The 20,301-nt window shown below is 69.7% G+C and carries 17 protein-coding genes; 6 read left to right on the top strand and 11 right to left on the bottom strand.

Translation table 11 applies throughout. From position 1 onward, the window contains the following. Positions 1 to 6 precede the first annotated feature (6 nt). From ACFY16_RS33725 to ACFY16_RS33715, 3 genes are read right to left on the bottom strand one after another with little or no spacing between them, the layout of a single operon-like run. On the bottom strand, positions 7 to 2,280 hold the full coding sequence (locus ACFY16_RS33725; protein WP_390651020.1) for an FtsX-like permease family protein: 2,274 nt from the start codon (positions 2,278 to 2,280) through the stop codon (positions 7 to 9). Then, positions 2,277 to 2,963 (bottom strand): ABC transporter ATP-binding protein, encoded by a 687-nt coding sequence (locus tag ACFY16_RS33720; RefSeq protein ID WP_390651019.1) that lies wholly within the window; start codon positions 2,961 to 2,963, stop codon positions 2,277 to 2,279. Before ACFY16_RS33720 ends, ACFY16_RS33725 begins: the two co-directional genes overlap by 4 nt. Then, entirely contained in the window at positions 2,960 to 3,484 is a 525-nt protein-coding gene (locus tag ACFY16_RS33715; RefSeq protein ID WP_390651018.1) for a PadR family transcriptional regulator, read from the bottom strand. The genes ACFY16_RS33720 and ACFY16_RS33715 overlap by 4 nt, the downstream gene beginning before the upstream one ends. Before the next feature lie 346 nt (positions 3,485 to 3,830). Between ACFY16_RS33715 and ACFY16_RS33710 the strand changes: the two genes are divergently transcribed. Next, positions 3,831 to 4,265 carry a hypothetical protein gene (locus tag ACFY16_RS33710; RefSeq protein WP_390651017.1) on the top strand — a complete coding sequence of 145 codons (435 nt, stop codon included), beginning with the start codon at positions 3,831 to 3,833 and terminating at the stop codon, positions 4,263 to 4,265. Between the two features lie 157 nt (positions 4,266 to 4,422). Here the strand turns inward: ACFY16_RS33710 and ACFY16_RS33705 are convergent, their stop codons facing one another. Beyond that, positions 4,423 to 5,511, bottom strand: a complete 1,089-nt coding sequence (locus tag ACFY16_RS33705) for a hypothetical protein (protein ID WP_390651016.1) — start codon at positions 5,509 to 5,511, stop codon at positions 4,423 to 4,425. Between the two features lie 11 nt (positions 5,512 to 5,522). On the opposite strand from ACFY16_RS33705, the gene ACFY16_RS33700 reads away from it, so the two are divergent. Then, a complete protein-coding gene (locus ACFY16_RS33700; RefSeq protein WP_390651015.1) occupies positions 5,523 to 6,191 on the top strand; it encodes a TetR/AcrR family transcriptional regulator in 669 nt (222 codons plus the stop codon). A 240-nt stretch (positions 6,192 to 6,431) separates the two neighbouring features. On the opposite strand, the gene ACFY16_RS33695 is transcribed toward ACFY16_RS33700, so the two are convergent. The 6 genes from ACFY16_RS33695 to ACFY16_RS33670 all read right to left on the bottom strand — a co-directional run bounded on the left by ACFY16_RS33695 (position 6,432) and on the right by ACFY16_RS33670 (position 13,397). Continuing rightward, a complete protein-coding gene (locus ACFY16_RS33695) occupies positions 6,432 to 7,478 on the bottom strand; it encodes an aldo/keto reductase (RefSeq protein ID WP_390651014.1) in 1,047 nt (348 codons plus the stop codon). Between the two features lie 451 nt (positions 7,479 to 7,929). Beyond that, positions 7,930 to 8,601 carry a TetR/AcrR family transcriptional regulator gene (locus tag ACFY16_RS33690; RefSeq protein ID WP_390651013.1) on the bottom strand — a complete coding sequence of 224 codons (672 nt, stop codon included), beginning with the start codon at positions 8,599 to 8,601 and terminating at the stop codon, positions 7,930 to 7,932. A gap of 133 nt (positions 8,602 to 8,734) precedes the next feature. Further along, positions 8,735 to 9,553 (bottom strand): SDR family NAD(P)-dependent oxidoreductase, encoded by an 819-nt coding sequence (locus tag ACFY16_RS33685; protein WP_390651012.1) that lies wholly within the window; start codon positions 9,551 to 9,553, stop codon positions 8,735 to 8,737. A gap of 105 nt (positions 9,554 to 9,658) precedes the next feature. Next, positions 9,659 to 10,411 (bottom strand): SDR family NAD(P)-dependent oxidoreductase, encoded by a 753-nt coding sequence (locus ACFY16_RS33680; protein WP_390651011.1) that lies wholly within the window; start codon positions 10,409 to 10,411, stop codon positions 9,659 to 9,661. A 746-nt stretch (positions 10,412 to 11,157) separates the two neighbouring features. Further along, the gene (locus tag ACFY16_RS33675) at positions 11,158 to 12,879 is read right to left on the bottom strand and encodes an MFS transporter (protein WP_390651010.1); all 1,722 of its coding nucleotides are present in this window, start codon (positions 12,877 to 12,879) and stop codon (positions 11,158 to 11,160) included. Between the two features lie 41 nt (positions 12,880 to 12,920). Further along, positions 12,921 to 13,397, bottom strand: a complete 477-nt coding sequence (locus ACFY16_RS33670; RefSeq protein ID WP_390651009.1) for a MarR family winged helix-turn-helix transcriptional regulator — start codon at positions 13,395 to 13,397, stop codon at positions 12,921 to 12,923. 170 nt (positions 13,398 to 13,567) lie between these two features. Here ACFY16_RS33670 and ACFY16_RS33665 point away from each other — a divergent pair, with 170 nt between their 5' ends. Further along, a complete protein-coding gene (locus ACFY16_RS33665; RefSeq protein ID WP_390651008.1) occupies positions 13,568 to 14,452 on the top strand; it encodes a helix-turn-helix transcriptional regulator in 885 nt (294 codons plus the stop codon). A gap of 187 nt (positions 14,453 to 14,639) precedes the next feature. On the opposite strand, the gene ACFY16_RS33660 is transcribed toward ACFY16_RS33665, so the two are convergent. Then, on the bottom strand, positions 14,640 to 15,041 hold the full coding sequence (locus ACFY16_RS33660) for an ArsR/SmtB family transcription factor (protein WP_390651007.1): 402 nt from the start codon (positions 15,039 to 15,041) through the stop codon (positions 14,640 to 14,642). A 94-nt stretch (positions 15,042 to 15,135) separates the two neighbouring features. On the opposite strand from ACFY16_RS33660, the gene ACFY16_RS33655 reads away from it, so the two are divergent. The 3 genes from ACFY16_RS33655 to ACFY16_RS33645 all read left to right on the top strand — a co-directional run. After that, a complete protein-coding gene (locus tag ACFY16_RS33655; protein ID WP_390651006.1) occupies positions 15,136 to 17,109 on the top strand; it encodes a heavy metal translocating P-type ATPase in 1,974 nt (657 codons plus the stop codon). Between the two features lie 1,242 nt (positions 17,110 to 18,351). Next, positions 18,352 to 18,891, top strand: coding sequence for a hypothetical protein (locus ACFY16_RS33650; protein WP_390651005.1), 540 nt, complete (start codon positions 18,352 to 18,354; stop codon positions 18,889 to 18,891). Between the two features lie 96 nt (positions 18,892 to 18,987). After that, a partial coding sequence (locus ACFY16_RS33645; RefSeq protein WP_390651004.1) for a trypsin-like serine protease occupies positions 18,988 to 20,301 on the top strand: 1,314 nt, incomplete at its 3' end.

Here is a 20,301-nt window from a genome sequence, read left to right as displayed (position 1 = left end):
GGCGCGTCAGCCGTTGCGGGCGGCCTCCGGGCCGGTGATGCGTTTGAGCAGGGGGAGAGTCGAGGCGATGATGCCCAGCGAGGCGACGAGGCCGAGGGCGACGAGCACGTAGTACGCCGCGCCCGGCGACACCAGGTCGTAGCGCATCTGCGATTTCAGGAACAGTGCGGAGGCGGCGAAGGCCGTACCGATCGAGATCGCGGCCACCGCCAGCAGCGGCAGTGTGCTCTCCAGGCCGATCACCCGCTGCAGCAACCGCAGCGGCGCGCCGGTGAGCCGCAGCAACGCGAACGGGCGTCGACGATCCGACAGACCCGCAACCACACTCACCGCCAGGCTGCAGCCTGCGATCGGCAGGGTGGTCAGCAGCACCACGTCGGCCAATTGCCGCCAACCGGCCAGCTCTTGCTGCAAGCCGGTGCCCCAGTCGTCCACCGTACGGGCCTGGTGGTGCGGGTAAGCGATGGTGAGCAGGGTCCGTACGCGTTCCATGGCGGCTGTCGACCCGTCGGTGGCCACGTAGACCAGTTGTACGGGCAGCTTGGCGACGGCCGCGGTGCTGATTGCGGCGGCGGGCCACGGCAGGTTCGGGTGCGACTGCAGGCTGTTGAAGGCATAGAAGTCGACGGCCGTGACGCCCGCCCCGGCCGGGCAGCGGCCCACCATGGGAGTCTGCGCCAGGTCGGAGCAGGTCACCAGGGCCGGCGCGTCCGGGCGGGGATCGGTCGGCTGATGAGGGTCAGCACCCGGGTGGACTCGCCGGTTCGCCACCGTGCCGACGCCGTCGGGGTTGGCGTGGACGACCGCCACACCCCGCACGCCCGGGACCGCCCGCACCTCGGTGAGCAGCCGTGTCGGGATGGCCCCGGCCAGCGGCGCCTCGCCGTCGCCGCCGGCCGCCACCACCGTCCGGCTCTGCCGGTCGCCGCCCAGTGTGCCGCGGTGGTCGTTGATGGTGCCGATGATGCTGACTGTCGCGGTGGTCACGAACAGGGCCAGGACGAGGCCGCTGACCGCGCGGAAGCCGGCCTTCGGGTCGGCGGCGAGCCGGCGCACCGCGATCAGGGCGGCCGGGCGTCGGGTGCGCCGGGCCACCGCCCGCGCGACGATCATGGTCAGCCACGGGCCGGCGATCACCAGGCCCAGCATCACCACCAGGAAGCCCGGGAGGTAGGCCGCCGTCTGGCCGTTCCCGGTCGCCGGGCGGCGGCCGACGAAGACGAAGTACGCCAGTTCGGCCAGGCCCGCCAGCAGCGGGATCAGCCGCCAGGCGCGCGGCGGGCGCGGGGTCACCCGGCGGGTCACGCCGAGCGGGGAGACAGCCACCCGGCGCAGCGCGAGGCGCGCCGCGATCGCCGCCGCCACCGGCACGCCGACGACGACGCCGAGGGTCTGCGGGGTGCTGAGCGTCAGATCCGAAAGGAAGAACCGCTGCTGCCCGGTGAGCGGAATCGTGGCCACCAGCGGGCGCAGCGCGGCGTAGAGCCCGAAGCCGACCACCGTCCCGGCGGCCGCCGCCAGCGCGGACTCCACCGCCGAGATCACCGACACCTGCCGGGGAGTGGCGCCGACCAGCCGCATCGCCGCGTACCGCTGTTCGCGCGTGGCGGCGGACAGGCGGGTCGCGGTGGCGATGAAGATCAGCACCGGGAAGATCAGTGCCCCGGCCACCACGGAGGAGATGAGCGTCAGCGCGTCGCCGCGTATGGCGTTGTCCCAGCACTCGTTGTCGCAGGTGGGTGGCTGGGTACTGGCGATGGTGGTGACCGCTCTCGCCCCTGGTGCGCCCTTGATCTGGGCGGGGGTACGGCCGATGACGGCGATCAGCGAGTCCGGGGAGGCCAGAGCGGCGTCGCCGATCGTGCCGGTGAGCCGCCCGGGGAAGCGGTCGCCCAGCCGGCCCGCCGGGGTGTCGCGGATCAGCTTGGCCAGCGCGGGAGAGGCGTAGTACTCGCCGGGCGCCGGCAGATGCGTCAGACCGGGCGGGACGGGCGAGGTCGGGCCGGTCGCGGCGACGTCGACCTCGGTGAGGGACTTGCCGTCGTAGTAGTCGCCGTGCGGCCACCACCACAGCGGGTCCACCGACGCCCGCTCGGTACGGCTCGCGGCGCCGGTGTCGAGCCACACCTGCCGCTGGTTCGTCCGCTCGACGGCGTTCATGCTGGCGAAGGTCGACAACAGCAGCCCGACCCCGATGGCCACCGCGGCGGCGATCATGACCAGCCGGGCGACCGCCTCCCGGCCGCCGCTGACCGCGAGGCGGAGCGCGAAGGCGATCACGAGGCGATCCGTCCGGTCGTGAGCAGGCTGGCCCTGCCGTCCCGGACGATGGCCTCCCGGTCGGCGTGCGCGGCGACCCGGGGCTCGTGGGTCACCAGGACGACGGTGGTGCCCTCCTCGTGGGCCGCGTCCACCATCAGGTCCATCACCTGCTCGCCGGTCAGCGAGTCCAGCGCCCCGGTCGGCTCGTCGGCGAACAGCACCCTGGGCCGGGCCACCAGACCGCGGGCCAGCGCCACCCGCTGCGCCTGACCGCCCGACAACTCCCCGGAGCGGCGCCGCTCCAGGCCGTCCAGGCCCAGCCGGGCGAACCAGGGCCGGGCCTCGGCGAGCGCGGCCGCCCGGCGCACGCCGGAGAACAGCAGCGGCAGGGCGACGTTCTCCTCGGCGGTCAACTCGGGGACGAGCTGGCCGAACTGGAAGACGAAGCCGAAGGTGTCGCGGCGCAGGGCGCTGCGCTCGGCCTCGTTCATGGTGTCGATGCGGTGTCCGTCGAAGTGGACCTCGCCCGAGTCGGGGGTGAGGATGCCGGCCAGGCAGTGCAGCAGGGTGGACTTGCCCGAGCCGCTCGGGCCCATCACGGCGAACACCTCGCCGGCCTCGATGGCCAGGCCGGCGCCGCGCAGGGCGGGGGTCTCGCCGAAGGAGAGGGTGAGGTCGCGGGCCTCGATCAGGGCGGTCATGTGCGCACCGCCGCCGCGAGCGTGTCCATCCGGGCCGTGGTCAGCTCGATCCATCGCAGGTCGGCCTCCAGGTGGAACAGGCCGTGGTCGGCGAGCAGGGCGTCGACGATCGGGCCGGTGCGGCGCAGCCGGGTCAGCTCGTGCATCCGCTGCAGGTGGGCGGCCCGCTGGGTGTCGAGATACTGGTGGGCGTCGCGGCCGAGCATCAGGGCCAGGACGACTTTGGTGAACAGCACGGTCTGCAGGTTGGGCTCGGGGGCCACCGGCTCGGTGAGCCAGGTCTCGAACTCCGTCGCCCCCGCCTCGGTGATCACGTAGCGCTTGCGCTCGGGGCCGACTCCGGGCTCCGCCTCGCCGGCGATGACCTTCCCGTCCCGCGCCAACCGGCCAAGAGTTGTGTAGACCTGCCCGTACGGCAGCGGTTTACCGCGGTTGAAGAAGGCGTCGTAGTCGCGTTTGAGGTCGTAGCCGTGGCTCGGCTCCCGCTCCAACAGCCCTAACAGGGTAAGAGGAACACTCATGTCGAGGACCATACACCGCGGATATACTCTGAGTATATATCTGCTGAGAGTGCGTTCTGGCCTCGGGGCCTCGCATACGGTTGCGAGCCCGTCACCGGCGACCGGCGAGTCGCCCTGAGCCAACTGTCAACGACGCTGGTTCAGGGCTTTGGTCGGCTCCCCGTTGACAGCTCGAGCGGCGGCGAGTTCGGCATCGCGTTCCCGCCGAGCGGAGAGCTCGAGGGACGCGCACCACCACAGCAGCTTGACTCGGTCGTAAAGACTCCGCCGACTGCGCTCGCAGGTGCGGGGTGCATGATGACGCAGTGGAGTCAGCTTCCGATCAAGCGCAGACAACGGGGGAATCGTGGTCTACCAACTCAGCTTCTTTTGCCGCTCCGGAGAAGACAGAGGCGACGAGGCGCTTGATCGCCTGCTGGACCACCTCCTGGAGAGCGGCGACCGTCTGGTGGGCGAGTGGTTGGGACCGTTCGAGGATTCGGTGGCCGCGTTCAGGCTCGGTACGGGTGGCAGCGACAGCGACAGCCCAGTCGCGGACTTGCTGACGCTGGAAATACACGTGGGCGTAGCCGAGATCGCAGAGTCTGTGATCGCTGCATCGCCCAATGACGAGCGGGGCATCTGGGGATGCGACCTGCTGGCCACCGTCACCCTCAGCGGGGACAACCCCGACTGGGCTCTGGTGCACCGCATTTGGGCCGCCGTGGTGAGCCTGTGGGGGGCAGTTCCGTGGGACGAGTCCTCCGGCTTCGAGATCGCTGCCAGTACGCCGCAGCTCTGAGCTCTTACCAAGCACCCGGCCAGTTGCGGCGCAGGTCAGCAACGCCGCAGGCCAGACGCCGTCCGCGTACGCGATCTCCAGACTGATGCTGAAGCACTCGGCCGACGGCGCTTGCTCTTCCTTCAGGTTGGCGCTGTGCTTCCGACCGATGCGCGGTTCAGCTACCTGTTGCGTTGGGGGACTTGGCTGCACCCTTCGGACCCGTTGCGGGAGTGAGCAGGAGGTTCGGGTCGGAACCTGTCGAGTACGCGGCGCTCGGTATGTAGGCCACGCCTTGACGCACCGCGACTGAGGTCGGGTTCTGCAGTCCGTCGGCGCCGGTGAGCAGGGTCGAGAACGTGCCGTCACGCCGGATGCGTACCACCTCGTTGGGGCCGTCGAGCGCGGCAAGGATCTCGTCGCCCCGGCCGGTGAAGGCGAAGTCGTCGATACCGCCCAGGCCCGTCGCCCTGACCTCGACCGGTCCGGGCCGGTTTCCTGGACCGAGCGGGATGCGCAGTACGGTGCCCCGATCGAGGTTGGTCGCCCAGAGCGCACCTTGGCGGATCTTGAGGCCGTTGACGCCGAGGAAGCCGTTTGAGGCGAGTTCGGGAGCGGCGGACCAGGTGGTGGGGGTGCCACCCGAGGTCGGCACTGTGTAGATCTTGCCCAGCGCGGAGTCGGCTATGTAGAGCCTCCCGCTGTGGTCGTCCAGGGCCAGTCCGTTGGGCAGGCTTTGGGCGGGAAGGGCGGCGATGCGATGGGGAACGCCTCCCTTGCGTAGCCGCCACAGGCCGGTCAGGTCTTTGCTGCCACTCGCGTAGAGGAAGTACAGGGTGCCGTCTTGTGCCCTGACGACGCCCGAGGTCAAGGCGAAGCCGAGCACCGGGGTGTTCACACCGCCGTCGGCCGGCGCGGGCAGGGTGGCGAGGATCCGGGTCGCGCCCGATGGGCTGACGGTAGCCACCTGGCGGGCGGCTGCGAAGGTCACAACGGCCGTGCCGTCAGGCTCCAGTGCGATGTTTTCCGGCGTCTGGCCCTGCAACAGGCTGAAGTGCGCAGCAATGCGCGGTGCGGCGGTCGATCCCGACGTCGCCGAGGCGGAGACCTGGGTGAGCGCTGTGACCGTGGCTGTCGCCGCAACCGTGAGGGCCCAGGCGAGTATGGACGGCTTGTTTCTCATGTCGTTCGCTTCCTTCGCGACGGTCTGGGACGCGCACGGCTTCACACGTGTGACGCCCTCCAACATATTCACCGTAACGACCATACACTGAATAGGTGAAGCATCCATCGAAAGTTGGCTATGATCGCCACATGGGGCAGCGCGCTTACACCTCTCGGCTCCGCGCCCACAGAGCGGAGCAAACCCGCGAGTCGATCGTCGCGACCGCACGCGATCTCTTCGCCGAGCGGGGGTACGCCCGGGTGAGCGTCGCCACGGTCGCCGCAGAGGCAGGCGTCGCGCTGAACACGGTGTACGCCAGCATTGGTGGCAAGCCCGCCCTCATCCTGGCGATGGCCGAAGAGAGTGCCGGCGACGAGCAGGCGGACCTCACCAGGCAGCAGGTCCTGGAAACTGACAACGGCCGCGAGATCCTGCGGCTGACAGCTGTCGGCACGGGTGTGGTGATCGAACGACACGCCAAGACGCTCAAGGTGCTGATGGACGCCCGCAACTCCGACGCCGACGTGGCCAAAGCCGCCGACTTCGCGATGGGGCACTACCGGGACGTCTTGAATGTCATCGCGGACCGGCTCGTCGAACTTGGTGAAGTACGTGCCGAACTGACCCGCGACCAGGCACGGGACATTCTCTGGTTCTATTTCGGTGCCTCCGCGTGGGCCAGTGTGCAAGAACTGGGTTGGACCTACGCCCATGCGGCGGCGTGGCTCGAAGCCCAGGCGGCAACAGCGCTCCTGGCTCAGCCCAGCCCGTCGGATGCCTGAACCGGGGCCGATGCCAGTCCCCGACGCATCGTGGGACGCCGGGTTCCGTGCGGGCTCCGCGTACTGCCGTCCGGATGCCGTTCTGCAGCGCCTGCGCGGCGTCATTCCGTCGCTGTCGCAGGGGCCTCAGGAGCCGTGCCAGAACCTCGGCGGTCACACACTGTCCCAGCGACATCCACCGCCCCGGCGACGACATCACCCGGGTGGACTTCGTGGCGATGGGGCCCAGGGCGCCGATCCTCAGTCGTCGGAGGCGCTCGGCAGTGTGTTGAGGGTCCCGTACCGGCCGCCCTTGATCCGCGATGGGTTGAACAGGGCCCCGAGCAGGGCGACGTCGTCAGCGCTCAGCGCGACCGAGGTGGCGGCGAGGTTCGCGCGTACGTAGGCCGGGCGCCTGGAGCCGGGGATGGGGACGATGTCGTGATGCTGGGCCAAGAGCCAGGCGAGAGCGATCTGACCGGCGCTGTTGCCGGTACCTGCGGCGAACTGCTCGAGTTCGTCGACCAGTCGGCGGTTGTGCTCGAAGTTCTCACCCTGGAACTTGGGGAGTGTGGAGCGGAAGTCGTCGCGGTCGAACGCGGCGGCCCGGCTGAAGGCCCCGGTGAGCATGCCGCGGCCCAGGGGGCTGTAGGGCACCAGCGTGATGCCGAGCCGGCGGCACTCCGGCAGAACCGCGGTCTCGACGCCGCGCTCCCACAAGGAATACTCGCTCTGCAGGGCGGCGACGGGGTGTACGGCGTGGGCCCGCCGCAGGATCTCCGGACCGACCTCGCTCAGGCCGATCGCCCGGACCTTGCCCTCAGCGACGAGTTCGGCCATGGCCCCGACGGTGTCCTCGACGGGAACGGCCGGGTCCAGCCGGTGGTAGTAGTACAGGTCGATTCGGTCTGTGCTCAGGCGCTTCAGGCTGGCCTCGCAGGCGGCTCTGACGTACTCAGGGCGGCCGTCGAAGAAGCTGCGGCCCTCAGGGGTTGGGCGGGCGGAGAATTTGGTCGCCACGACGGCCTGGTCTCGCCGGCCCCGCAATGCGCGCCCCAGCAGTTCTTCGTTGTGGCCGAAGCCGGCCACTGGCCGGCCAGGAGTGGCGCTGCTTGCACCGTAATAGTCCGAGGTGTCGAACAGCTCCACGCCTGCCTCGATCGCGTCCCGGATGGTGGCGACCGATGCTTCCGGGTCCGCCGCCCCGTAAAACTGCGACATCCCCATGAGCCCAAGGCCGACCGGCCGCACCGTGATTCCGGAACCGCCCAGTGGCGTGCGGGCCGCACCCGCAGTGTTGTTGTTCAAGGCCTTGACCACCTGTTCTTACAGAGTCCATTAAGAGGCCGTCGGAACTTTATATGGCCTCACGGTAAGGGTCCACTGGCCTCTTGTTCAACTCCGTAAGGATGAGGGGGAGGAGCGCCCCACTCCGGTCCTGCCGGGAATGCGACGCCCCCCACGCCGGCCGTGCTTCGCCAGCGCGCCTGTCGACGGCAACAGGGGGCGTTCGCAGTCGTGAGTCGCCTGGAGGCGAGTACCGCCGACTCCCACGGCGCGCGAGTGTCCGGGGATGCCCAACGACGTTCGGCTCATGGCCGGCCGCCGCAAGTGGAACCGCCTGAGATCAGCTGGACGAACCGCCGGATGCGTGGTCCGCATGTCCGGTGGTGTGGGAGGAGGGCCGGGCGAACCGGTCTCCCTGCCCGATCTGTCGGTGGTGGTGCGAGCTCGATGGCTGCTCTGACCGAGCGCGGGGTCAGCCCACGCTCAGCAGCCCGACGACGGCGATGTGCAGGGTGTGGCTGAGGCGCTCCCCGAAGTCGACCTTGGTGTCGGCCAGTTCGGGGTCCTGCTGTGCTTCGGCGACCGCCGGCGAAGGGCAGGCGAACGGCCACAGTCCGGCCGTGTACACGACTGTCAGGGAGACCAGTTGACGGGCGGCGGTCGGAGTGAGCGCGGGGATGTACTGCAGCAGCAGGTCCGCGAGCGCGCCGAGCAACCTGCCGTGGGCGAGCTTGAACGTACGGGCCGACTCGGTGGAAATATTCCGTTCGAGTTCGGACCCCAGCGAGCTGAGCAGTTCGCAGAGCAGGACGCGGCGGGCCAGGGAACGGGACAGAGCGTCTGTCACAGCCTCAGCCGTGGTCGCGTCAGCGTCACTGGGCGGAAGCTCCGCGGGCAGTTCCTCGATCCACTGCGCCAGGGATTGGTTGAGAAGTTCGAAGTAGACCGCTTCCCTGGTCTCGAAGTAGCGAACGACGTTGGTCTTCGACAATCCGACCCGCCGGCTGAGCTCCCGCAGACTGATCTCGCTGAGGGGCATCTCCGTCAGAAGCTGCGTCGCGGCTTCGAGGATGACCTGCTTGCGAATCTCGCGCTGCTCGGCGCTGCGGGCGCGCTGGAAGGCCGCCGGCCTGTCGTCTGTCATCGTCGGTTCCCCAGGGATCTTCTTCACGGCCCGCACCCGGTGCCGCCGTCAGCAACCTTACGGTCTGTCGGTGCCGCCTCCGCGGACGGCACCGACAGGCTCCGGACCCGTGAGCCGGGACCGGTACCGCAGGTCACACAGACTCGCTCACATCGCGCCACTTGGCGTCTGAGGCGGCGAGGGTCTCGGCCACGAACTGAGCGACCTTGACTGCGTCCTTGCCGAGCAGCAGGTGCAGCGGCGGCTCCTCGGCCTCGGTGATGTCCAGCAGGATCCGTGCGACGCGCGCGGGATCTCCCGTCTGGTTGCCGTCCGACGCCCGCTGGCGGGCGATGGCGGGTTCAACGACGGCCCTGTAGGGCTCGCTGACCGGCGGGGTGGTCATCGAGGAGCCGGCCCAGTCGGTGCGCATCGCACCCGGTTCGGCGACGGTGACCTTGATGCCGAGATGGGCCACTTCCTTGGCCAGTACCTCGGAGAAGCCGCCGACCGCCCACTTGGCCGCCTGGTAGGCGCCCAGGCCGGGGCCGCCGACGCGTCCGCCGACGGAGGAGACCTGGATGATGTGCCCGGAGCCCTGCTCGCGCAGGACGGGGAGGGCGGCCCGGGTGACGTTGACGACGCCGTAGAGGTTGGCGTCGATCTGGTCGCGGAAGGCCTGGTCCGACATGTCCTCGATCGGGGCCATGTCGGCGTAACCAGCGTTGTTGACGACCACGTCCAGGCGGCCGAACGCCTCGACTGCGGTCTGCACGGCGCGCCGTGCGGCATCGGCGTCGGTCACGTCCAGGGTGGCCAGACGGACCTGGTTGCCGTACTTGTCGACCAGGTCGTTCAGGGACCCGGTGCGCCGGGCGGTAGCGACCAGGTTGTGGCCGTCGGCCAAGACGGCCTCGGCGATGGCCCGGCCCAGTCCACGGGAGCTTCCGGTGATCAGCCAAGTCTTACTCATGGTGTTGCCTCGGTTTTCTGTGCTCGTTGATGCAAGGAGATGCGGAAAGGAGAGGGAAAGGAGAGGGCGGGCGCCGGGAGGCTCCCGCGGCGAGGCCTTGCGGGGTCAGATGAGGAACCCGCCGTCAACCGCGAGGTGGGCGCCGGTGACGTAGGACGCTTCGTCAGAGAGCAGGAAGGCGGTGGCCTTTGCCACCTCCACTCCGGTGCCGAGCCGACGGGCCGGGATGCCCTCGGCGATCCTGGCGACCTCCTCGGGGTTGCCCTGCTGGCGGGGCACCGGGATCACACCGGGCTGGAGCTCGTTGATCCTGATGCCGTGCTTGGCCCACTCCGAGGCGGCGGTGCGGGTCAGTCCCCGTATGCCGTGCTTGCTCGCGCTGTAGGCGGCGCGTGCGGACAGTCCCCGGTCGGCGAAGACGCTGGAGATGTTGACGATGGCGCCGCCGCCGGCCTGTCGGATCGCCGGGATCTGGTACTTCATCCCGTGGAAGACGCCGGAGAGATTGATCCCGATGGTCTTGTCCCACTCCTCCTCGGGGAGGTCAGGGAGCTCATGGAAGACACTGGAAGTGCCCGCGTTGTTCACGGCCATGTGCAGGGCTCCGAAATGGCGCACGGTCTCGGCGACGGCGCGCTCGACGGCACGCGGATCGCTCACATCGACCGGCAGGACGAGTGCCCTGCCACCAGCAGTGGTGATCTCGTCTGCGACAGCCCGCAGCGGCGCCTCCTGGCGGCTCACCAGGGCCACGCCCGCCCCACGGGCTGCAAGCAGCCGGGCGATGTCAGAACCGATACCGCTGCCGGCCCCCGTGACGAAGGCGGTCTTGCCGGTGAACTGGTCGTCGAAGTTCATCACTCGTGTTCCTTTTGCTGGTTTCTGCTCTGAGTCAGTCGGGCCCCGAGGTGTCGGCGCCTCAGGCCTCGGTGTCGCTCATGGCCTGCCTGCGCTGCGCACGGAGTGGCCCAGCCGCTTAAGAGGCCACTGGAACCTTATGGCGTCCACTTTAAGAGGCCACCGGCCTCTTGTCCAATGACGAGTGGTCGAAGGGACGAGCGTCACTCTTCGGTCGCATCGGGAATACGAACGGCGGGATCACGGGCCGCGACCGGTCGACGTGCAGGGAAACGCCTACGAGCGTCCGCTTCGGCTCGTCGCGCGGGTTGGCGCGCCCACATCGGCGCGTACTGCTGCAGTCCAGAAGCCGTGGGCACTGTTTCGGCATGAATGAGGACACTCGGCATGAATGAGGAGACCCCGAACTGCGCTGCTCGCCGCCTGACCATCTAGGAGGGCGACCGCCCCCGCCCGTCGGCGTGCATCCGGCATCGATGGGCCGGGCCTCATCCAGTCACCCATGCCGTGGCCGCCCACCCCGGTGGGGGCGGCAGCACCGCCCGCACAAGCCAGTGGTCGGAGCGTCCCGGAGGACCGGGCGGCCGTTCCTCTCGAGCCATCAAGGGCAAGGGGAGGGCAGGCTGCTTCAGTTGGTCGGTCGGGGACGACGCCGGGCTGGATATCGAGGGGGCCCGAGGGGCTGAAACGGGTCGCGGGCTGCCCGGGCGGTTGAAGCCCGGGCAGCCCGCGAGAAGTGGTGTGGCTCAGGCTGCGCTGTTGCGCAGTTCCTTCAGGTTGGCGGTGGTCACAGGCGTCGGCGCGTGGCTGGTGTCGACGAGGACGACGGTGCATCGGGCCGCGTGGGTGAGCGCGGCGGTGAAGCTGCCGTCGGCGAACTGGGCGAGGGAGCCACGCGGGGAGCGGCCGATGGCGATGGTGCGGGCGCCGACGCTGTCGGCGTGCTGGGCCAGGGCCCGGCCGGCCGCGGCGTGGTCACCGACGCTGGTGAGGATCTGGCCGTGGGCGGTGGTGCCGCCCGCGGTGAGCCGGTCGAGGTGGGCGGTGACCGCTGCCCGCGCCTGGTCGAGGGTCTCGGTGTCGGTGGCCTGTTCCTCGACGACGGCCGTCTGCTGGACGTGGACCACTTCCAGCGGGCTGCCGGTGTCTCGGGCGAGACGGGCCGCGGCGTCCACGATGGCGGCGGCCTGGTCGTGCCCGCCGACGGCGACGATCACCCGGGGGGTGCCGGCCGGGGCCGGCGTGCCCACCACGGTGAGCGACGGTGCGACGGGCTCCTCGTCCACCGGACGGGCCTCGGCCTGGCGCAGCAGGCGGTGGCCGGTGGCCAGGACGGGAATGGCGAGAAGGAAGGACGCGGCACCGACGTAGAAGGGCAGGCTCAGGCCGGCGGCGTCGGCGAGCTTGCCGGCGACGTAGGGGGCGATGCCGCCACCGATGAAACGCAGGAAGCCGTAGGCGGAGGAGGCCACGGGGCGCTCGACGGGCGCCACCAGCATGACGGCCTGGGTGGTCAGGGTGTTGTTGATGCCGATGCAGGCGCCGCTGACGATGACGGCGACGATGACCACGGTGGGGGTCTCCACGCACGCGGCGATCACCGCCATGATGACGGCCAGGGCGGCGAGGTTGGCGTACAGCGTGGGGGCGGTGCCGAAGCGGGCCTGCAGACGCGGGGCGCCGAACACGCTGAAGACGGCGACGAGCAGACCCCAGCCGGTGAAGACCAGACCGAGCTGGAGGGCGTCGAGCTCCATCGGGTACGGGGCGTAGCCCAGCATGGTGAAGAAGCCCCAGTTGTACATCAGCGCGACGATGCCCATGGTCAGCAGGCTGCGGTGGCGCAGTGCCTTGAGCGGGGCGATCGGCGAGGTGGGCCGTGCGGGGCGTGGGGTGTCGGGGACCAGGACGACGGTCGCGATCAGCGCGATGGCCATGAGCGCGGCGACACCGAAGAACGGGCCGCGCCAGCTGACGTCACCGAGCAGGCCGCCCAGGAGCGGGCCGACGGCGATGCCGAGGCCGAGCGCGGTCTCGTAGAGGATGATCGCACCGGCGAATCCGCCGCTGGCGGAGGCGACGATCACGGCCAGGGAGGTCGCGATGAACATCGCGTTGCCCAGCCCCCAGCCCGCTCGGAAGCCGACGATGCCGTTGATCGAGCTGGTCGCACCGGCCAGGGCGGCGAAGACGACGATGACGGCCAGGCCGATGACCAGGGTGCGCTTGGCGCCGATCCGGCTGGATATCCAGCCGACGAAGATCATGGCGACGGCCGTGACGATCAGGTAGCTGCTGAACAGCAGGGACACCTGGCTCGGGGAGGCGTTCAGGCTGTCGGCGAGGGCAGGCAGGATCGGGTCCACCAGGCCGATGCCCATGAACGAGATCACACAGGCGAACGCCACGGCCCAGACGGCTTTCGGCTGCCGGAACGGGCTTGCAGCCTTCTCGTGCGGAGCACTCATTACCGCTCTTCTCCACTCGTGTTCCGAAGATGCAGGTCAGGTCAGGAAGCGGCTTCCGGTCCCTGGCCGGGTGACTGGTCTCGAATGGCCCGGGCCAGGGCCGGCAGTGCGACCCGCACGGCCTGCTGATCCGCCTCCGGCAGGCCCCCGACGAGCCGCTGCAGCGCACGGGCGCGTTCGGTCTGCCGCCGGCGGAAGACTTCCCGTCCGGTATCGGTGGCTTCCACCAGGACCCCGCGGCCGTCGCTCGCGTCGGCGGTGCGGCGCGCCAGTCCCGCCTTCTCCATACGGGTGATCAACTGGGTCATGTTCGGCTGCGAGACGTTCTCCGCCCGGGCCAGTTCCGAAAGCCGCAGGGGCCCTTCCCGCCCCAGCCGGTTCAGTGCGGAGGAGGCCGCCTGGCTCAGGCCGCCCGCCGTGGTGCCGCGACGCACGTACCGGACCAACTGCTCCACAGCACCCATCAGGTCCTCGGCGGACACCTCCGCCACTCCTGAATCCATAACCTGCTTATGCATAAGCTTATTATGCACTTACTTGTACTGTGCAGTAAAGTCTTCGGCGCGTTACGTTCGGGCACCTTCCGGCTCCGGTGCCGGCGGCTCGTACCCGGCACTTCGGGGAGCGACCGGCTTGCAGGCACGGACAGGGCCCCGACCACCCCTGATGCCGACCTAGTCTGAGAAAGGTGAGTACCGAGAGCGACATCCGCGCATTCCTGGCCTCCCGCCGCGCCAAGATCACCCCGCAGCGGGCGGGACTGCCCGCCTACGGCGGCAACCGGCGCGTGCCCGGCCTGCGCCGCGAGGAAGTCGCCCTGCTCGCCGGCGTCAGCATCGACTACTACATCCGGCTGGAGCGCGGCCACCTCGCCGGCGCCTCGGAGGAAGTCCTCGACGCCGTCGCCGACGCCCTCCAGCTCGACGACGCCGAACGCGCCCACCTGCATGACCTGGCCCGCGCCGCCGCCAAACGCCCCGTCCGCCGCACCCGGCCGCCCCGCGGGCCCTTGCCGGACAGCGTGCTGCGTGTCCTGCACGCGATGACCGACTCCCCGGCCTTCATCCGCAACGGCCGTCTGGACATCCTCGCCACCAACACCCTCGGCCGCGCCCTCTACGCGCCGGTGTTCCGCCCAGACGCGGTCCGCCCGGCCAACATCGCACGATTTCAGTTCCTCGACCCCACCAGCCGCGGGTTCTTCCCCGACTGGGAGGAGGCCGTGAACACCACCGTTTCGCTGCTGCGCACCGAGGCCGGCCGCGCCCCGCACGACTCGGAGTTGACCGGCCTCATCGGGCAACTGGTCACCCGCAGCGAAGAGTTCCGCACCGCCTGGGCCAGACACGACGTGCGCCTGCACCACGCCGGCCGCAAGTCCTTCCGTCATCCCGCTATCGGCGAGATCACTCTCGACTTCGACGCCATGGACCTCCCCGCGCAGCCCGGGCTGACCCTGACCGCCTACAGCGCAGCCCCCGACAGCCCTGAGCACGAGGCGCTGCGGCTGCTCGCCGCTTGGACAGCCACGGAACACTCCCAGCCCGCCGACCAGACCGACCGGGCGGACTGAACCGCCCGGCGCCTCGGCCTCGCCCCGGCCCGTTCGGGCAGGCGGGGCTGGAGACGTGCGCCGAGGTAGTCGCCGATCAGTCCGCCGGTGCCGCGGCGACGCCTCAGCCGCAGCCGCACCACCAAGTGGACGGCCTCCCGCTGACGGGGCGGCAGTCGGGGGATGTGTGCGGCTGCGGCGCGGTCCGTCAGCGCGCGGCAGCCTCAGTGACCGGTTCCGGGGCGGGGACGGCCGCCCGGGTGTCCCGGATACCCAGCCGCAGGTGTTCGACGTGGTAAAGGGCCTGGTCGAGGAGTTCGGCTACGTGGTTGTCGTAGAGGGCGTAGATGATCGAGCGGCCGTGGCGTTCGCCGGTGACCAGGCCGAGGTTGCGCAGGAGTCGCAACTGGTGGGAGCAGGCAGAGGCTTCCATGCCTACGGCGTCGGCGAGGTCGCTGACCGAGCAGGGCCCTTCCTGGAGGCGGGCCAGGATGTGCAGCCGTGAGGGCGTGGCGAGGGCCTGGAGGGTCGCGGCGACATCGGCGGTGCCGACGGCGTCAAGGCGCTCGCGGGTGGTGGCGCTGCTGGCGGTGTCGGATCCGTGGCCCATACGGCCATCATACCCATGACACCTGAAGACCTATTCAGGTGTTCCTGTATGGTGGGTGTCGTTGCCTCATCCGCCCGTGAAGGGTTGTTTTGTCATGTCTTCCGTTCTCGACCAGCGGCCTGCGCCGACCGCTGCCGGGCCGCGCCCGGCACCGCCTCGCCGGCGGACACGGGTGCTGGCGCTGCCGGAGGCCCGGTGGGCTTTGACCGCGCTGGTCCTGTTCCTGGCTGCCCTCCCGCTCAAGCTGTTCGACGCCCCGGTATGGACGTGGGCGCCGCTGTTCGCCGCCACCTACATCACAGGCGGCTGGGAGCCGGGATGGGAGGGACTGAAGGCCCTCAAGGACAAGACCTTGGACGTGGATCTCCTCATGGTCGTGGCGGCCCTCGGCGCCGCCGCCATCGGGCAGGTCCTGGACGGGGCGCTGCTGATCGTCATCTTCGCGACCTCCGGCGCCCTGGAGGCCGTTGCGACCGCCCGCACCGCGGACTCCGTACGCGGCCTGCTCGACCTCGCACCCTCCACCGCGACCCGGCTCCTGCCGGACGGCCGGGAGGAAACGGTCGCTGCCGAGGACCTGAAGATCGGGGACACCGTCCTGGTGCGGCCCGGCGAGCGGGTCGGTGCCGACGGCCAGGTCCTGGACGGCGCGAGCGCCGTCGACCAGGCCACCATCACCGGCGAGCCGCTGCCGGTCGCGAAGCAGTCCGGGGACGAGGTGTTCGCCGGCACCGTCAACGGCACCGGCGCCCTGCGCGTCCGCGTCGAGCGCGATCCGGCGGACTCGGTGATCGCGCGGATCGTGAAGATGGTCGAGGAAGCCTCCGAGACCAAGGCACCCACCCAGCTGTTCATCGAGAAGATCGAGCAGCTGTACTCGATCGGCATGGTCATCGCGACCCTCGCCGTCTTCGCGATCCCGCTCGCCTTCGGCTCCGCACTCCAGCCCGCCCTGCTCCGCGCGATGACCTTCATGATCGTCGCCTCACCGTGCGCGGTGGTGCTGTCCACGATGCCTCCGCTGCTGTCCGCCATCGCCAACGCCGGCCGCCACGGCGTCCTCGCGAAGTCCGCCGTCGTCATGGAGCGCCTGGGCCAGGTCGACGCGGTCGCCCTGGACAAGACCGGCACCCTGACCGAAGGCACACCCCGCGTCACCGACATCCGTACCCTGCCCGGTGCCGGGCTGGACGAGGACGGTCTGCTGGCCCTGGCGGCGGCGGCCGAACACCCCAGCGAGCACCCGATCGCCCGCGCCATCGTCCAGGCCGCCCGGGAACGCGGCCCAGCCGACGGCGAGGTGGTGGACTTCGCCTCCGTACCCGGTCAAGGTGTCACCGCCGTCATCGGCGGGCGTACCGTCCAGGTCGGTTCCCCGGCCCACCTCACCCACACCGGCGCCCCGGAGGCGGGCAGCGTGGTGCGGACCCTCGAAGACGAGGGCCGTACCGTGGTCGTCGTCCTGTGCGACGGCTTGCCGGTCGGGGTGCTGGGCATCTCCGACCGGCTCCGCCCCGACGCCAAGGCCACCGTGGCCGCGCTCACCGAGCTGACCGGCCGCACCCCGGTCCTGCTGACCGGCGACAACGAGCGCGCGGCCCGTCATCTGGCTGCGGAGGTCGGCATCACCGACGTCCGTGCCGGACTCCTGCCCCAAGACAAGGTGGCCGCCGTGCGAGCGTGGGAGGACCAGGGGCTCCGGGTGCTGGTGGTCGGCGACGGCGTCAACGACGCCCCCGCCCTGGCCGCCGCGCATACCGGCATCGCGATGGGCAAGGCGGGCTCTGACCTTGCCCTGGAGACCGCCGACGCCGTCGTCGTCCGCGACGAACTCGCCACGATCCCCGCCGTGGTGGCCCTCTCCCGCCAAGCCCGTCGCCTCGTCGTGCAGAACCTGGTCATCGCGGGGATCTTCATCACGGCGCTGGTGGCCTGGGACCTCATCGCCACTCTCCCGCTGCCGCTCGGCGTCGCCGGACACGAAGGGTCCACCGTCATCGTCGGCCTCAACGGCCTGCGTCTGCTGCGGGAAGCCGCCTGGCCTCGCCCTGCCAAGGACACGGCATGAGCAAGGGCACCCGCCGCGCCCGCACGGCTGCACCGACCGCGCCCGCACCGCTGCGCTGCACCGACCGGGGCGGCCGGCGCCCGCTGCACCGTCACCGTCTGCTGCGGATAGGTCGAGGCCGGGCGTGCGGGGCCGGAGGCCGGGGCCGCAGGCCCGGCGTGGCGCTGGTGCGGCACCCCGGCCAAGGTCCCCCGCCTCGACCACGAAGCCCAGCTCACCGACTTGCGCACCGCACTGGACGGGGTGGCGCTGGTGCGGCGGACCGACTGCCTGGACACGTGCGAGCGCGCGAACGATCGGGCTTCAGGGTGCGTGGGGTGGATGCCGGTTCCGTAGCCGGGAGGTATCACTGCGAGGGGCCGAGCACTCGGAAGCTCTTGTAGCACGGCGAGGCCGAGGGATGGCGGCACTGGGAGGAAGGGTGCCTCACCGCCGCTTGGCGAGCCACAGCCACTGCTTGACCGTCGTGTTGGCGGTGATCGTCTCCCTCGGCTGCCGAAGCGACCAGCGCAACGAGCAAGATCCCGATCCAGAGATGGAGTACTGAAGCATCGCTGAGCAGGCCCGGAGCGCGGTGCCGGGATCGCTCCCGGTCCGTTTCTCCGGACCTCTCGCCGAACCCGCCGTGCGGTTGGGTCTCAACGCAACGGGCTCTCCATGGTTTCTGCCGTCAGGCGTGGTTTGTTCCGGGTCCAGGGGTCGGGGATCCTCGACGCCTGGAGCGGTAACGGGTCACCGTCTGCCGCAAGTCCGCGCCATCCCGCACGGCCCGCAACCTGGAATTCAACGTGTTATTCCCAAGGTCGATAGGCATATCTGAAAGGGCCAGGACCCACGCGTTCAGGACTTGACGCCCGATTCACGCGGCATCTGGCAGAGGGCAGGCATAGCCAGCCAAGTCTTTAACTTGGATTTACAACCTTCATAGTCGATTCATGGCCAACTTCAAGCCCTGACTGGCTCGTTCTGATCCCTCGATATCGCCGACATGTCCACTCCGACTGGCGCCTTTACCGTTTCTTGAAAGAATCCCGCACAACCCTCTCGCCTGTGATCGCCATCACGTAAGGAGACGCGACAATGCGCCCCATTTGCGAAACTTTATTAAGTGGACAGGGTTGGTCCCGGTCGTGTTTCATTAGCGACTTCGATTTAATTTCCGGCATATAAGCGGGGGGGCTTGTTCTGAATGCCGGAGGCGCTCCCCGTTCGTATGCCCTGAGCCGAAAAGCGAGGATCGCCATGCAAACACGTGCTGTGGTGCGGAAAACGTCCCACCGGAAAAGACTCATAGGCACCGCTCTGGCGGCGGCTGCAGGTGCCCTGGCGTGGTTCGGGACCACGGGCGGCACCGTCGCCGCGGAGGGCACCGGGCCGGGGTCGGTCACGTCCGTGGCGAACGAGGTCCCCGGCTACGCGGTGGAGGACTTCAACTACCCGCAGGCCGACAAGATCCTCGCGGAGAAGAACATCGTCCTCAAGCGCGGTGACGGCCACATCACGCTCGCCGACTGCGTGAGCGGGACCGGGCAACTCGAGGTCTGGGCCCGGAGCAAGGACAAGATCTGCTTCCAGGTCACCGGCAACTCCGGCTGGCTGACCCTGGAGCTTCCCTCGGTCTACGGCATCAGGGGCAACGACTACGCGACCCAGGTCGACATGACCACCGGTACCGAGGAGAAGTCCTTCGACGTCACCAAGAACGCCTGGACCGCGGTCGGAGAGAGCGCGGACGAGCAGGGCCGCGAGTTCATGCTCGTCGAGATCAGGACCGCCAAGTAGTCAGGTCCGTCAAAGAGTCCGCCCTCCGCATCACCCATTGACCGGTCCGGGTCCGTCACTCCCGGGATCTCTCACGTCTTCGATCAAGGACCACGAATGAACCGTTCACGTCCCTTCGGTACCCGGCTCGCGCGGGCCGCGGCCGGAGCAGTCCTCATCGCAGCACCCTTGCTGGTGACCGTCGCACCAGCCGGTGCTGTGGTCGGCCCCGCCACGACCGACAGCAGTTACGCCTTCGCCGCCCGCATCGACATCGGTGACGGCGAACGGGCCTGCTCCGGCGCCCTGGTGGACCCGCGCTGGGTCGTCACCGCCGCCTCCTGCTTCGTCGACGACCCGCTCTCGGGCACCGTCCCGGCGGACGGCAAGCCGGCCAAGAAGACGACCGTCACCGTCGGCCGTACCGACCTTGCCGGCAGCGCCGGCCTCGTCACCGAGGTCACAGAAATCGACGCCTACCAGGGACGCGACCTGGTCATGGCCCGCCTGGCACAGCCCGCCACCGGGATCACCCCCATCTCCTTCGCCACCACACCGCCCGCCGCGGGCGAGACCCTCAAGGTCGCCGGCTTCGGCCGCACCAAGAGCGAGTGGTCCCCCCTCGCCCTGCACACCGGCACCTTCACCGTGGACGCCGCCCAGGACGGCCAAGTGGCGATCACTGGGCAGGACGGTGCGGCGGTGTGCGCGGGTGACGCCGGCGGTCCGCTGTTCCGCGAGCAGGACGGCAAGGTGGCACTCGTCGGCGTCAACAGCCGCTCGTGGCAGGGCGGCTGCTGGGGCACCGACGCCACTGAGACCCGCACCGGGGCGCTGTCCGTGCGCGTCGACGACAGCGCGGCGCAGCAGTGGGTCAAGGGAACGCGGGAGCGTCTGCGGGAGATCATCCACACGGCCGACATCAACGGCGACGGGCTAAGCGACCTGGTGATCCAGGGAGTGGACGGGAACATCACGGTCCGCACCGCCAAGGCGCAGGTCTTCGCCCCGATTGGCGAGCCCGTCTACCGCTTCAACGCCGGCGTCCACTGGAGCGCCGGCTGGGCCAACTTCACCGGTGAGCCCGGCAAGGGCAGGCTGTACTTCGCCGACATCAACGGTGACGGCAAGGCCGACCTCATCGTCCACGGCACCGACGGCAACATCGCCGTGCGTACCAACAAGGGCACCTACTTCGACGGCGGCACCCAGTGGAGCGCCGGCTGGGCCAACTTCCTCGGCCACGAGGGTCAAGGCCGTCTCTACTTCGCTGACATCGGCGGCGACGGCAAGGCCGACCTCATCGTCCACGGTACGGACGGCAACATCGCCGTCCGTACCAACAAGGGCACCTACTTCGACGGCGGCACCCAGTGGAGCGCCGGCTGGGCCAACTTCCTCGGCCACGAGGGTCAAGGCCGTCTCTACTTC

Source organism: Streptomyces sp. NPDC001315 (assembly GCF_042896175.1).
GTDB lineage: Bacteria > Actinomycetota > Actinomycetes > Streptomycetales > Streptomycetaceae > Streptomyces.
Note: the sequence above shows the minus strand (reverse complement) of the source record. Positions and strands in the feature narration are given on the sequence as shown.